Source organism: Ruegeria sp. S263 (genome assembly GCF_056780525.1).
In genome coordinates, this window is sequence record NZ_CM165558.1 from 1,930,377 (window position 1) to 1,943,584 (window position 13,208).

The window sequence follows — 13,208 nt, forward strand, 5'->3', positions numbered from 1 at the left end:
GTTGTGCAACCGTGGATCACGGATCCGGGCGCTGGCTGAGCCAAATCAGAAAGCCTACATAGGCGAACACACTTAGGTTCAGCACTGTATCAATCAGTCCACCAGTCATGCGTTTTCCTCCTTGGTGAGGGACTTGAACAAGCAAATGACCAGAACCGGAACAATAAACACAAAAGCAATGGCGGATAGCGCGATGATCGAGCGCACTAGGCCGATATCCCCGACCAAAATCATTGCAAGTCCAAGGGCCCCCAGAATCCCGCCCCAAATTGTACGAATGCGGGGCGAAGGGTTCTCATCCCCTCCGGCGCCAATCATAGCAAGGGTAAAGCCTGCGCTGACTACGCTTGTAACGACGAACAGGAACGCAGCCAGAACTGTCGCCGTGCGGGTCAAACCGTCCAGCGGAAACTTTTCAAGTAATGCAAATGTGGTCGCGTCAAGGTTTTCGGCATTTACCGCGGCCAGCGTTCCGTCCTGTCTGAGAGTGTCAAAGAATCCTAGCCCCCCGAAGATTCCGAACCAAAGGATGGAAAACAGGGTGGGGGTGACAATAACGCCGATCAAAAACTCTCGTATCGTTCGCCCGCGCGAGATGCGGGCGATGAAAATACCCACAAATGGTGACCAAGCGAGCCACCAGATCATGTAATTCAGCGTCCAGCTATGGAACCAGTTGACGATTTTTTGGTCAAAGAATCCGGCCGTTGAAAAACCAGCGGGCAGAACGCCGAACAGGTAGCGCCCAAACCCCGATACGATGTCGTCCATCACATACGAAGTCGGGCCGAAGATCAAAAGGTAGATCATCAGCCCTACGGCTATCAGCATCGCGGCATTCGACAAAAGCGCCATGCCGTCGCCGAGGTCTCTGCGCAGGGGAATGATGAAGGCGATGCATAGGGCTCCAAATATTGGAAGGGTCAGGCTATCGGGCTGCTCAATACCAATCAGACCGGCCACCCCGGTTTGAATTTGAAAGACGCCCATCGCCATAGATCCCGCCAGACCAACCGCGATGGCGACGATTGAAAGCAGATCGAAAACCCAGCCCAACGCCTTGACCCAGCGAGCCTCTCCCAATGCGGCGAGCAGTGGTGCGCTTAGCAGCAGTGCGCGGCCTTTACGGTAGGCGAAATAGGCAATGACCAACGCTACGATCCCGTATATCGCCCAGGCGTGGAAACCCCAGTTCAAGTAGGTCACGAACATGGCGTGACTGGCGGCTTCGGCATCGTCGCTATAGTTTTGCAAAAGCTCAAAATGCGTCAGGGGTTCGGCCGTTCCGTAAAACAGCAGACCCACGCCCATCCCGGCTGCAAACAGCATCGCGATCCAGACGGGCGTTGAAAATTCGGGCTCGGACGTATCGGTCCCCAGACGTATTTCGCCAAAGCGCGAAAAGGCCAGATAGATTGCAACAAACAGAAGGCCGCTGACTTCGAGCATGATAAACCAGCCACGGCTGCTGAATTGTGTCTCGACAGCCGCAGTCGCAAGGCGACCCAGTCCATGCGGATCGGCAATGCCCCATCCAGCGATGGCCGCGCTGAGGGTCAGAGCAATTATCAAAAGCGGGCTGGGGGATTTCCTGTCCACGATCCGAGGCCTTTCTGCGCCGTTTCTGCCAGCTTAGTCCATTTGCGCGCATGACCGAAAGGACCGGCGTGCTTTACACGCTGTGTCGTCATTCAATGTGAGCACCTTCGAACAAAGGCAATCCGACCAGTTCTGGTGAATTCCCCTGATCTCGGGGGGAAAGTTCTGGAAATTCTCTCACATTTGCTGCTCGGGGCGGTTGAGGGGGGCGCGGGGGTTGACAAGCGGAGTGTCTGAATGAAACGTCAAATAAGTTGGGAGATTTTGAAAATTCAGATGCTTGACCCTGTTGCAAGACGGGGTGGCTTGTCGTACCGGCAAGGTCCCAGATGAGGGACCGCTGAAAAGTCTCTCATCCATAATAAGAGTTTGGGAGTTCTCAAAAATGAAAAACAGCAGCAAGCTTAGCCTTGGCGCGGTCGTAACCGCGGCATTTATGGCTCCGGCCGCATACGCCGAGGAATTCATCACAATTGGTACCGGCGGTGTAACCGGTGTGTACTATCCGACAGGCGGTGCGATCTGCCGTCTGGTCAACAAAGGCCGCAAAGAGCACGGCGTGCGTTGCTCGGTCGAGTTTACCGGTGGTTCGGTCTACAACATCAACACCATCCGCGAAGGCGAGCTGGAGTTTGGTGTTGCCCAGTCCGACTGGCAGTTCCACGCTTACAACGGCACCTCGAAATTCGAAGAGGCTGGTCCCTTCGAAAGCCTGCGCGCGGTGTTCTCGGTCCACCCCGAGCCGTTCACCGTTGTGGCCCGTGCTGACTCCGGCATTGCCAGCTTTGAAGACCTCAAGGGCAAGCGCGTGAATATCGGCAACCCCGGTTCCGGTCAGCGCGGCACCATGGACGTCGTTCTCGAAGCGATGGGCTGGAGCCTTGACGATTTCGAACTGGCGTCCGAGCTGAAGGCGGCCGAACAGTCGGCGGCTCTGTGCGACAACCAGATCGACGCGATGATCTACACCGTAGGTCACCCGTCGGGTTCGATCCAGGAAGCGACCACAGCCTGTGATTCCGTTCTGGTCAACGTGACCGGCGATGCGATCGACGGTCTGATCGACGGCAATTCATACTACCGCACCGCGACCATTCCGGGGGGCATGTATCGTGGGTCGGACGGCGACACCACAACCTTCGGTGTGGGTGCAACCTTTGTGACCTCGGCCGACGTGTCGGATGACGCGGTTTACGCGGTTGTCAGCTCGGTCTTCGAAAACTTCGACGACTTCAAAAAGCTGCACCCGGCATTTGCCAACCTCAAGCCCGAGGAAATGATCGCAGACGGCCTGTCGGCACCTCTGCATCCGGGTGCCGAGAAGTACTACAAAGAAAAAGGCTGGATTCAGTAAGCCAGACCTGACGCGGGGTGCCTTCGGGCGCCCCGCAACCCAAGCCCGGCTCGACCGGGCAGTAAATAAGGTCAAAAGGCCGCATGACGGGGAGACATCTTGATGAGTTCCGACACCCAATCCAACCGACCGCTATCCGAAGAAGAGCTACAGGACCTTGTCGCCTCGTCCGATGCGGGCGGGCGTAATCCGGTCGGTAATGTCGGAATTTTTCTGGCTGTTGTCGCGGCGCTGTGGTCCGTGTTTCAGGTTGTTTTGGCCTCACCTGTTTCGAATGTGGTGCTGCCGGGCAGCGTGGTGAACAACTCGCGCCAGATTCATCTGGCTTTCGCTATGTTTTTGGCGTTTGCCGCCTATCCTGCGCTCAAGTCCAGCCCTCGGGATTATATCCCCGTGCAGGATTGGATCATGGGCGCGCTTGGCGCCTTTGTGGCGTTGTATGGGTATTTCTTCTACGACAAGATCGTAAACGCAGGCGGTCTGGCCGATGACACCGATAAATGGGTCGCGCTGGGTGGTCTGCTGCTGCTGTTTGAGGCCGCGCGCCGTGCGCTCGGCCCTGCGATGGCGATCATCGCGACCATATTCCTGGCCTATGTCTTTTTTGGCTCGTCGGAATGGGTGCCCGAAGTTATCCGTTGGAAAGGGGCCAGCCTCAAGAAAGCCATGAGCCATATGTGGATCACGTCCGAGGGCGTGTTCGGCATTGCCTTGGGTGTGTCCACCAAATTCGTGTTCCTCTTCGTTCTGTTCGGTGCGCTTTTGGATAAGGCGGGGGCGGGGAACTATTTTATCAAGATGGCCTTTGGTGCATTGGGCCACCTGCGTGGCGGTCCGGCCAAAGCCGCCGTTGTGGGTTCGGCCGCGACCGGCCTGATCTCGGGCTCGTCGATTGCGAACGTGGTGACCACCGGCACTTTCACCATTCCGCTGATGAAGCGGGTAGGCTTTTCCAGTGAACAGGCAGGCTCGGTCGAGGTTGCCTCCTCCGTGAATGGTCAGATCATGCCGCCCGTTATGGGGGCTGCCGCCTTCCTGATGGTGGAATATGTGGGCATTTCCTATGTCGAGGTGATCACCCATGCTTTCCTGCCTGCCGCGATTTCCTACATCGCACTGGTCTATATCGTCCACCTTGAGGCGGTGAAGCGGAACATGCCCACGCTGGGTGACCGCGATGTGCATCTGGCGCGGACTGTTGTGGGAATGTTGTCCTTCTTCCTGGTCTTTGCCGGTCTTTGCTATGGCTCGCAGTTCCCGGTCGAGGCCGTGACAAGCTGGGCACCGTCGTCGGCGGGTTTGATCCTGAGCCTTATTGTCTGCGCGGTGTACGTGGCGCTGCTGTATCTTGCCGCGCAGGTGCCTGACCTTGAGCCCGACGATCCGAATGCCAAGGAAGTTACGCTGCCGGTGATCGCGGATATCTACAAAGCCGGTCTGCATTACCTGCTGCCGATCATCGTGTTGGTTTATTTCCTGATGATCGAACAGAAATCTCCCGGGTTGTCGGCGTTCTGGGCGACGACGCTGTTGTTTGTGATCCTGCTGACGCAGAAGCCGCTCAAGGCGCTGTTCCGGGGGCAAAGCAATCTTTATGACACGTTCATCGACGGTGTTGCCGACCTGTGGCAGGGCCTGATCGACGGCGCTCGCAATATGATCGGGATCGCTCTGGCCACGGCCACCGCGGGTGTGATCGTGGGTACCGTGACCCTGACCGGAGTGGGGCAGGTCATGGCCGACCTGGTCGAGTTCCTGTCAGGCGGAAATCTGATCCTGATGCTGGTGATGGTCGGTCTGCTGAGTCTGATCCTTGGCATGGGCCTGCCAACCACCGCGAACTATATCGTAGTAAGCTCATTGATGGCCGGGGTTGTCGTTGAACTGGGTGCGCAAAGCGGACTGATCGTGCCGCTGATCGCGGTCCATCTCTTTGTGTTCTACTTCGGTATCATGGCGGATGTGACACCGCCTGTGGGCCTGGCCAGTTTCGCCGCCGCTGCTGTATCTGGTGGGGATGCGATCAAGACCGGGTTCACCGCGTTCTTCTACAGCCTGCGCACCGTGGCGCTGCCTTTTGTGTTCATCTTCAACACTGACCTGCTGTTGATCGATGTGACGTGGGTAGAAGGGATAATCGTCGCGATATTTGCGACCATAGCGATCCTTGTCTTTACGGCGGGAACGATGGGGTACTTCCTGACCCACAGCCGCATCTACGAAAGCGTGGCGTTGATCGCGGTGGCCTTTGCATTGTTCAGGCCGGATTATTTCATGGACCGCATCGCGCCGCCCTATACATCGGTCGAGCCTGCTGCATTTGTGGAAACCATCGGGCAGACCCCGCCCGGAACCGAAGTACGCATGGTCGTCAGCGGCCCGGATTTCGACACGCTCGAGATGACTGACACAACCGTTGTCGTCACGGTCGGCAGCGAAGAGGGCGGCGCGGCGCGGGTTGATGCCATGGGCTTGCTTCTTCTGGAAGAAGACGGGTTGGTCAAACTAGAAGAGCCGCTGTTTGGCACGCCCGTGGCGGATGAGCTGGATATGTTCGACTATTACGGCGATGACGCGGTGCGTCTAACCTCGGTCAGCCTGCCGTCCAGCCAGCCTCCCAAGCAATTGATCTACATTCCCGCTATGATCTTTCTGGGTCTGATCGCATTCCTGCAACGCGGCCGAGCCGCCAGACAAGAGGTGCCCGCATGACGAACTCGGTGCTTTGTGCCGTCGACATCAGCAACGGCGAACTGGATAGCAATGTCTTGAGCAAAGCCGCGGCTCTGGCGGATCAGGATAATGCGCAACTGGATGTGGTGACGGTGCTTCCCGATTTCGGGGAAAGCTGGGTTTCCGGGTTCTTCCAGCCAGACTTTCACGACAAGGCGATGGAAGAAGCGCATTCCAAACTGGTCGAGATGTGCGTCGCAGCGGTTGGCAAAGAGCGGAACGAAAAAATCCGCCATGTTGTCGCGACGGGAACGGCCTATCAGGAAATTCTGAAAACGGCCGAGGGCGCAGGCAGCGATCTGATCGTGATCGGGGCGCATAAACCGGACCTGAAGGATTACTTGCTGGGCCCGAACGCTGCGCGGGTTGTGCGGCATTCGACGGTTTCGGTCTATGTCGTGCGCTAGGGCTCAGTATCCTGTCATCTCAAGGTATCCACGCCCCGAGTGGCTGCCCGAGATCGTAACCGGACCTTCCCAATATTCGAACCTTGTCGCCATCCAAGCCTCGGGTGTCAGTGCGGACACGTCGACATCAAGGTTCCGGTCAGGCAGCGTCACGCGCCAGCGTGTCGGGATCGTGCGGCCAGCGACCGTGGACGTTTCGAGCGGGCTAAACGTGACGGAACCATCGGGCAGGGCAGTTGTCTCGCCCTCTGCCGAGATCAGGGTCGCTGCCGTAAAGTCACTGCGATCCCCGCGCAGGCGAAACGCCATAAGTTTGTTCCCGTCGTCGAAACTAAGCGAAAACCAGTCCCATCCGCTTTGATCTGTTGCCAGCGGTTGCGATGACCATTCGCGATCCAGCCAGCCTTGACCGGTGACCGCGATATCCTGATCCGGCAGGTGCAACGTGCCCTCGACCGCGAAAAATGGCTGAGAGTAATAGTAGCTGGCCTGTCCATCCCCTGATTTCACCGAATATCCCTGGTCGCCGTGAAACACCAGCGGGCCCTGAGCGTTCAGGTTTAGGTCATATCCGAAATTGCCCCCATTGGCCGAAAGGGACAGCTTATTGATATCCGGCCCGCGCATGTGCCAGTCGTCTATCCAAGCCTCGAACGGTTGCGCCGTCACACCAGCCTGCCCGATGCCGCCGCGTGATAGTCTTTCCGCAAAGTAGTGGTGATCCGGGGTCGTAACCGCCGCGTGCCCCATCCATAGTTGGGGGCTTTGCCAACCCTCGGTTTCTTTGGGTTTGAGGGCAGAACGAAACAACGTCCATTGAATACCGTAGGGCCGCCCGTTCTCTCCGGTCAGGTTTGCCGTTAGGTACCACCATTCAATGCGAAAGGACGGGTGTGGGCCGTGGTCCTGCGGAAACTTGAATCGGTATCCCGGCTGCGGAATGTCGAACCCTTCAGCCGATCCGCCCAACCCCGCATATCCTTGGGCCTGCGCGAAGGATGGAAGCAGCAGAGCAAGGATCAATAGCCACGATTTAACGTTCATTGGCGAACACCCTTAGCAATTCAGCCGGAGGCAGGCGCAGAAGGCGCATGGCGGGTAAAGCCGCTGCAACCAAAGCCGCCAGCAAGGTTAGAAGGAATAATCGGGCCCAATCTGCGGGAAACAGGTACATCGGCAGGCGCCAGCCAAATGCCTCGACATTGATGATGGCCAAAAGGGTCCAGGCTAGAGCCAAGCCAAGGGGCAGCGCAATAATCGCGGTAATCGCCGCCAACAATACGCTGCGCAACAGCTCAAACTGCGCGAGTTTGGCGCGGGTCAGGCCCAACGCCCAAACGGGGGCAATCTGCGGCAGGCGTTGGGTCCAGAGGGTCAGCAGGCTGGTCAGAATGGCAAACCCCGCGACACCCAGCGTCAGCACATTCAGCGCCGAAGTGACCACAAAGGTTTTTTCAAACACGGCCATGGATTGTGCCTTCATCGCGGCCTGTTGGATCACGGCCTGCCTTGGAAGGTTAAATCTGTCCTGTAGCACGTGTGCCAGTTCCGTTGCACTTTCGGCGCGCGTACGTATCCCGAAGCGCCTTGCCTCAACCCCCGGGGCGATTTGATCCAGCCGCGTCATCGAGACAATCGCTTGTCCAGTTGGGTTGCCATAGTCAGAGTACACGCCAGCAACGGGCAATGTGTATTCACGGTTGATTATAAGATCGTCACCGGGCCACAGGTCCTGACGGCGGGCGAGTTGTTCATTGATCAGCACCGCTTCGCCCGCATTCACGCGATCCCAGACATCCGCACCCGAGGCAATCAGAGGCCAATGCTGGCGGTAGGTTTGATCGTCGACGACTCCGTACAGAAAAAGGGGTCCGCTGGGATGCGCCAGTTCCACGCTGCGAATTGGCAGAATTGCGTCTACTTGCGGCGCTAACCAATTTGAGATTTCGCGCCCTTGCTGGTCATCCTTTGCCGTCAGATACAGCTCGGACGTCAGGCGTTGATCCAGCCAGCCTGTGAAGGTCAGGCGAAAGCTGGAAACCATCGTTCCAACGCCGATATTGGCCGCAAGGGCCAGTAGAAGCGCCATCAACGCCAGGGATAGGCCGGGCAACTGCGCGCGCATATCCGACCAGATCCACTGGGCTATTGGGCTTTTGGTAAAGCGTTGAAAAATCGAGATCACCAGCGAAAGCAAGGACGGCAAAAGCATCGCCGCACCCAGCAGCATACCGGCAATCAGTGTAAACCCGGCGACCAATCCACCAATGGACAGTTGCACGATGATGCCGACCAATATGATCAACAGGCCCAAAAGCGGGGTGGTGAAACCGTTAAAGGCGGCTGTCCGCCACGCTTGAATTCCGGCGCCGGACAGCAGGGGCATATGGGACAATCGGATTAGTGCGTGACCACTGGCCAGCAGCGTTCCGCCCAGAGCCATTGCCAAACCAGCCACCGCCCATTTCGGCTGTAATGCAATTTCGCCGCTTACCGGAGCTCCGTACAGCCCCCGCAAGGTTGCTGCGACATCAGGCAAGAGCGCGCCCGCCAGAAAGTACCCAAGCATCAGCCCTGCCAACCCGCCGAACAGTGCCAGCAAGGACAGTTCCAAAAGGATCACCCAGACCAGTTGCCGCATGGAAACGCCAAGCGCCCGCAGCGTTCGGATCATCCCCCGACGCTGCGCAAAAGCCAGCCCAACCGTTCCGTGCACGATGAACAGGCCAACGGCGAAAGACAACAGCCCAAAGGCTGACAGGTTCAAGTGAAAACTGTCGGTCAGTTGCGTCGTGTCCAGTTGCGACGACGCTTCGACCCGCTCTAGCTCGGGTGTTATCGCGGAGATTGCAGGAAGCGCGCGTGGCTGGTCTGGCAGAATGATCAGCCTTGAGATTTGACCTTTCCTGTCCAGCAAAACCTCGGCCACACCGATATCTGTCAGGATCAGATCAGGGGGAAGGTCCGGGCTTGTCAGAACAGGCGGCAGTCCGGTTTGGTTGCTCAGAAACCGCGCCAAGTCAGGTGATGCCAGCAACCGACCGGGGGCGGTCAGCATGTCAGCCGGGTCCGGTGCGGTGGCGCTTTGCTCAATGCGCGTAACAGCAGGCAGCGCTGGATAGGCGACCATGTCAACGCCCATGACGCGGATGCTGCGCCCCCCTATGCGCGTGGTTTCTTCCAACACGGCCGCAACTTGCCATCCGGCCCGCCGCAATGACAGATATCTGTCGATCGTGATTGGACCAGCCGGATTTCTCAACTCGTCGTGTTGTCCCAGCGCGAGTTGTTCGTTGGCGCGCTGATAGCTTGCCCGTGCTTCGGCGTTGATAGCCTGAACCGCTGACCACAGGCCGGTCGCCAGCGCAATCCCGATCAACAGGGTTGCAAGTTGCAAGCGGTGCCGCCGCCAATGAGACAGCAGCACCTGAATAATCGCGACAGTCATGTGATACGCCCACCGGACAGATGCGCTCGTCGGTCCAGCCGTGCGGCAATGTCCTGTGAATGCGTGACCAGCAGCAGCGCAGACCCAGTTTCGGCTACGAGGGATAGCATGAGGTCCAGAACGGTTGCGCTGGCGGTTTCATCCAGATTTCCGGTGGGTTCATCTGCAAGCAGCAGTTTAGGCTGCGCAGCCATAGCGCGCCCAATCGCAACACGCTGCTGTTGGCCGCCCGACAGATTTTCGGGATAGCGGTCCAGTAAATCCGACAGCCCCAGTCTGTCCGCAAGATGGTTTGACCATGTGTCGTCCGGTCTTCCTGCCAGACGCGCGTGAAAGGACAAGTTCTGTGCGACGGTCAAAGAAGGGATCAGGTTGAATTGCTGAAACACCAAAGAAACGCTCTGGCGGCGCAACGCGGCACGACCGGGATCATCCAGCCCGGACAGATCGGTTCCGTCCAGCGTGATCTCTCCGCCGTCGAAACTGTCCAGCGCGGCGGCAAGGTTCAGCAGCGTGCTTTTCCCGCTGCCGCTTTCACCGGTAAGCGCAAGCGTTTGCCCCTTGTCCAGCGCCAGCGAGACGCCGCGCAGGACAGGGCGCCCTCCGGGATAGGATTTCTGAACATTGTCTATTTTCAACAGCATCAGTAAGCCTCGGGTCGTATTTGCAACAATGTGGAACCCACCCGGGCAGAGTCCAGACCCGACACAGATTCGGTTCTATTCGTCGCGGTGCCCGAGGCGGGGTTGTGAGCCTTTGCCTAAACGGTCATTCTGACGCTGCATTCACTGACCAAGACAAGAGATACCGAATTATGACCTTAGCGCAGCAGATTCTTTGGGGCAGTATCTATCTTGGTATTTGCTTTTTGATTGAACTTGTTCTGCTGACTTGGTGCACGCAGACGATCCGCAGCATGGCGTTGAAACTGGAAGAAAGTAAACGGTTTGTCACAATCGCCGCACCGATCTGCGTTGCCTTGGTGTTTATCGTCGCGATTCACACGTTTCAGGTGTGGCTATGGGCGATCGTCTGGGTTCTTGGGGAAACCCTGCCGGATTGGAATTCGGCGCTTTATTTCTCTTTGGTGACCTTCACGACGCTTGGCTATGGCGACATCGTTTTGGGTGAGGACCTGCGGATTTTTGGCGCGTTTGCTTCCGTCACGGGTTTGCTGGCCTTTGGATTGTCGACGGCCTTTATGGTTGCCTTGATGACTCAGGTGTTCAAAGAGGAATTGATGTCCTAAAGGATCGGGGCAAACAGCCGCGCCAGTGGAGAGCCAAAGCGGATAAAGGCGGGTTGTTCAGGCAAGTTCCGCTCTAGTTCGTAACAGTTTTTGAAATCGGCCTTTAGCATATCGTCCACAGCCTGCGCTGCGCGTTCGTCAAAGAACAGGGCCATCGCCTCAAAGTTCAATCGGAAAGAGCGATTGTCCAGATTGGTCGTGCCGACCGCCGCAAGAGTATCATCAACGACAAATGCCTTTTGATGCATGAACCCGTTTGTATAGCGAAAAACGCGCGCACCGCATTCGCGAATTTCGTCAAAATAGGCAAAAGCGGCCAGCCAGGGCAGGCGGTGGTCAATCACGTCAGGCACAAGAATTCGAACATCCACTCCGCGCAATGAGGCATGTTGCAACGCCGTCATGATGTCGATGTCAGGCACGAAATAGGGGGATGCGATCCAGATTCTTTCTTTTGCCGCAGCGATGGCGGCGAAGAACATCATTGCCCCGGTCTCGGTATCGTCGCCGGGACCTGTGGCGACCAGAAGCGCGTTCATGTCCTGCTCGGCCTCTGTTCCGGCCCAGTCCAGTTGATCAATCAGATCCTCTTCATGTGCCCAATGCCAATCTTCGCAGAAGATAAGTTGCAACTGGCGGACAATATGGCCGAACATTTTGATATGCGTATCCCGCCAATGGCCGAAATGCGGATCCTGTCCCAGATATTCGTCGCCCACATTGTGCCCGCCGATAAAACCGGTTTCCCCGTCAATGATCACGGTTTTTCTGTGGTTGCGGTAATTGAGCTGAAACCGGTTTTGCGGGCCGCGTCGGTCACGTGGATTGGCGATCTCAACCCCTGCAGAGCGTAGTTTGTCCAGATACGCCGTGGGCAGGCCATAACTGCCGACCGCATCGGTCATGAATCGAACACTGACACCGCGTTCAGCCGCTTCGATCAGCTTTGCCTGAAGTTGTTGGCCCAATGCGTCATCGCGCACGATGTAGAACTGGATCAGGACGTAATTCTGCGCGGCGTCAATCGCCTCGAAAATGGAATCGAACGTGGCCTGACCGTCGATCAGCAACTCGGCCCCGTTTCCACGAGATACAGGCAGGTGCGCCAGCGCCTCAAACGGTCTTGGGTTCACCTGCATTGTGTCTGGGTCGGGTTTTGAGAAGTCGGCGAAAGTCTTGATGCCTTCGACCACGGTTTCGCTTTGTTTGCGCGCAATCCGATACCCGCGAAACCGGTGGTGCCCTAAAAACAGATAGAGCGGCACGCCAAACACCGGAGCAGAGATCAACAAGACAACCCACCCAACCGCACCTTGTGGCGTGCGCGCCGTTTGCGCCGCCCGGATCGCAAAGAGGATCGCGGTGACATATAGGATAAAGACAAACGCGGAAACAAGTAGTGTCCACATGGGGTTATCAGTCTCTGTTCTACCTAGTTTGCCCCAGTGTAGACGCGTTTCCAATCTTCCGCCATATCGACGATGACCCATCCCATGTCCGGGCCTTTGTCCAGCCCGTCCACAAGCTTGCCAATCGGGCTTTCGCGGTCATAGGCCCATTCACGTTCAGAATCCGTGTGATGGATCAATACCCCAAGACGATTGCCTTCCCCAGCAGTCGTCCACTCCAACATCGCAAAATCGCCATCCGAGTTGCCAGCCGCCAATATGGGACGTCGGCCAATTGTACGTTCTATGTTGATGGGTTTTCCCTGTTTGTCGTCGATGAACGCAATTCCGGGTGACTTTACAATAGTGGGCGTACCGTCGATGGATTCGTATGTGGCGTCAGCATATGTGCCAAGCACTTGCTCGGGTGGAATGCCATATGCGTCTTCGGCGAAAACGCGCATGAAGTGCAGGCCGCCGCCGGACACGATATAGGTGCTAAAACCCTCGTCCCGGAGATACCGCAGAAGTTCCACCATCGGCTGATAGGTCATTTGGTCGTAAGGCAGGCCCGTGTCAGGGTGGCGCGCTGATTGCAGCCAGTCGGCTACGGAAGCCTGAAACTCATCGACGCTGGCGCCCGCGTGTGAGGCGTTGATTACCTCGATCAATGCTTTATGCCCGCCTTCTGCAATGGTTTGGACATCGCCTTTGGCTGCGGCTTCCAAAATGGGGGAGTTCAGGATGGACGGGTCTGTTTTTGCAAGTTCTTCAAGCCGATCCATGGCAAAGATCAACTGAAAATAGACCGGCTGTTCGGCCCATAGAGTGCCGTCGTTGTCGAATACTGCGATCCGTTCGGCTGGAGTTACATAATCCGAGTGGTTTGGGTCGGTCACCGTGCTCACGAATTCAACGATCCGGGACTTGGAGTCTCCATCATCCCAACTGGGCAGCGGGTCGGCGAACAAGGTCGTCGCTGTTATCGAAAGGAACGTGGTGAACAGAGCTGCCTTCATAAGAAATTCTA

Annotated in this window: 10 protein-coding genes; 4 read left to right on the top strand and 6 right to left on the bottom strand. The window is 57.2% G+C overall.

The genetic code is table 11. The annotated features are described in order from the left end of the window. Positions 1 to 105: 105 nt before the first annotated feature. Positions 106 to 1,599, bottom strand: a complete 1,494-nt coding sequence (locus ACT2B1_RS09640; RefSeq protein ID WP_171240757.1) for a BCCT family transporter — start codon at positions 1,597 to 1,599, stop codon at positions 106 to 108. 385 nt (positions 1,600 to 1,984) lie between these two features. Here ACT2B1_RS09640 and ACT2B1_RS09645 point away from each other — a divergent pair, with 385 nt between their 5' ends. The 3 genes from ACT2B1_RS09645 (at position 1,985) to ACT2B1_RS09655 (ending at position 6,093) form a co-directional block, all read left to right on the top strand. Further along, positions 1,985 to 2,953: a TAXI family TRAP transporter solute-binding subunit gene (locus tag ACT2B1_RS09645; protein ID WP_481667646.1), complete on the top strand. Its 969-nt coding sequence runs from the start codon at positions 1,985 to 1,987 to the stop codon at positions 2,951 to 2,953. Between the two features lie 102 nt (positions 2,954 to 3,055). Next, on the top strand, positions 3,056 to 5,665 hold the full coding sequence (locus ACT2B1_RS09650; RefSeq protein ID WP_481667647.1) for a TRAP transporter permease: 2,610 nt from the start codon (positions 3,056 to 3,058) through the stop codon (positions 5,663 to 5,665). Next, the gene (locus tag ACT2B1_RS09655) at positions 5,662 to 6,093 is read left to right on the top strand and encodes a universal stress protein (RefSeq protein ID WP_171124940.1); all 432 of its coding nucleotides are present in this window, start codon (positions 5,662 to 5,664) and stop codon (positions 6,091 to 6,093) included. Before ACT2B1_RS09650 ends, ACT2B1_RS09655 begins: the two co-directional genes overlap by 4 nt. 3 nt (positions 6,094 to 6,096) lie before the next feature. On the opposite strand, the gene ACT2B1_RS09660 is transcribed toward ACT2B1_RS09655, so the two are convergent. Genes ACT2B1_RS09660 through ACT2B1_RS09670 form a run of 3 tightly spaced genes read right to left on the bottom strand, consistent with a single transcriptional unit; the run spans position 6,097 to position 10,185 of the window. Continuing rightward, positions 6,097 to 7,137, bottom strand: a complete 1,041-nt coding sequence (locus tag ACT2B1_RS09660) for a lipocalin-like domain-containing protein (protein WP_481667648.1) — start codon at positions 7,135 to 7,137, stop codon at positions 6,097 to 6,099. After that, the gene (locus ACT2B1_RS09665) at positions 7,127 to 9,541 is read right to left on the bottom strand and encodes an ABC transporter permease (protein WP_481667649.1); all 2,415 of its coding nucleotides are present in this window, start codon (positions 9,539 to 9,541) and stop codon (positions 7,127 to 7,129) included. Before ACT2B1_RS09665 ends, ACT2B1_RS09660 begins: the two co-directional genes overlap by 11 nt. After that, complete coding sequence (locus ACT2B1_RS09670; RefSeq protein ID WP_481667650.1) at positions 9,538 to 10,185, bottom strand: ABC transporter ATP-binding protein; 648 nt, start codon at positions 10,183 to 10,185, stop codon at positions 9,538 to 9,540. The genes ACT2B1_RS09665 and ACT2B1_RS09670 overlap by 4 nt, the downstream gene beginning before the upstream one ends. A 170-nt stretch (positions 10,186 to 10,355) precedes the next feature. Here ACT2B1_RS09670 and ACT2B1_RS09675 point away from each other — a divergent pair, with 170 nt between their 5' ends. After that, the gene (locus tag ACT2B1_RS09675; RefSeq protein WP_171121501.1) at positions 10,356 to 10,790 is read left to right on the top strand and encodes an ion channel; all 435 of its coding nucleotides are present in this window, start codon (positions 10,356 to 10,358) and stop codon (positions 10,788 to 10,790) included. Here ACT2B1_RS09675 and cls read toward each other — a convergent pair. Together cls and ACT2B1_RS09685 are read right to left on the bottom strand one after the other, a co-directional pair. Continuing rightward, positions 10,787 to 12,199, bottom strand: a complete 1,413-nt coding sequence (gene cls, locus ACT2B1_RS09680; protein WP_171240763.1) for a cardiolipin synthase — start codon at positions 12,197 to 12,199, stop codon at positions 10,787 to 10,789. The two genes, ACT2B1_RS09675 and cls, sit on opposite strands and share 4 nt — an antisense overlap. Before the next feature lie 23 nt (positions 12,200 to 12,222). Continuing rightward, positions 12,223 to 13,197, bottom strand: coding sequence for an HAD family hydrolase (locus ACT2B1_RS09685; protein WP_481667651.1), 975 nt, complete (start codon positions 13,195 to 13,197; stop codon positions 12,223 to 12,225). Between the last annotated feature and the right edge of the window lie 11 nt (positions 13,198 to 13,208).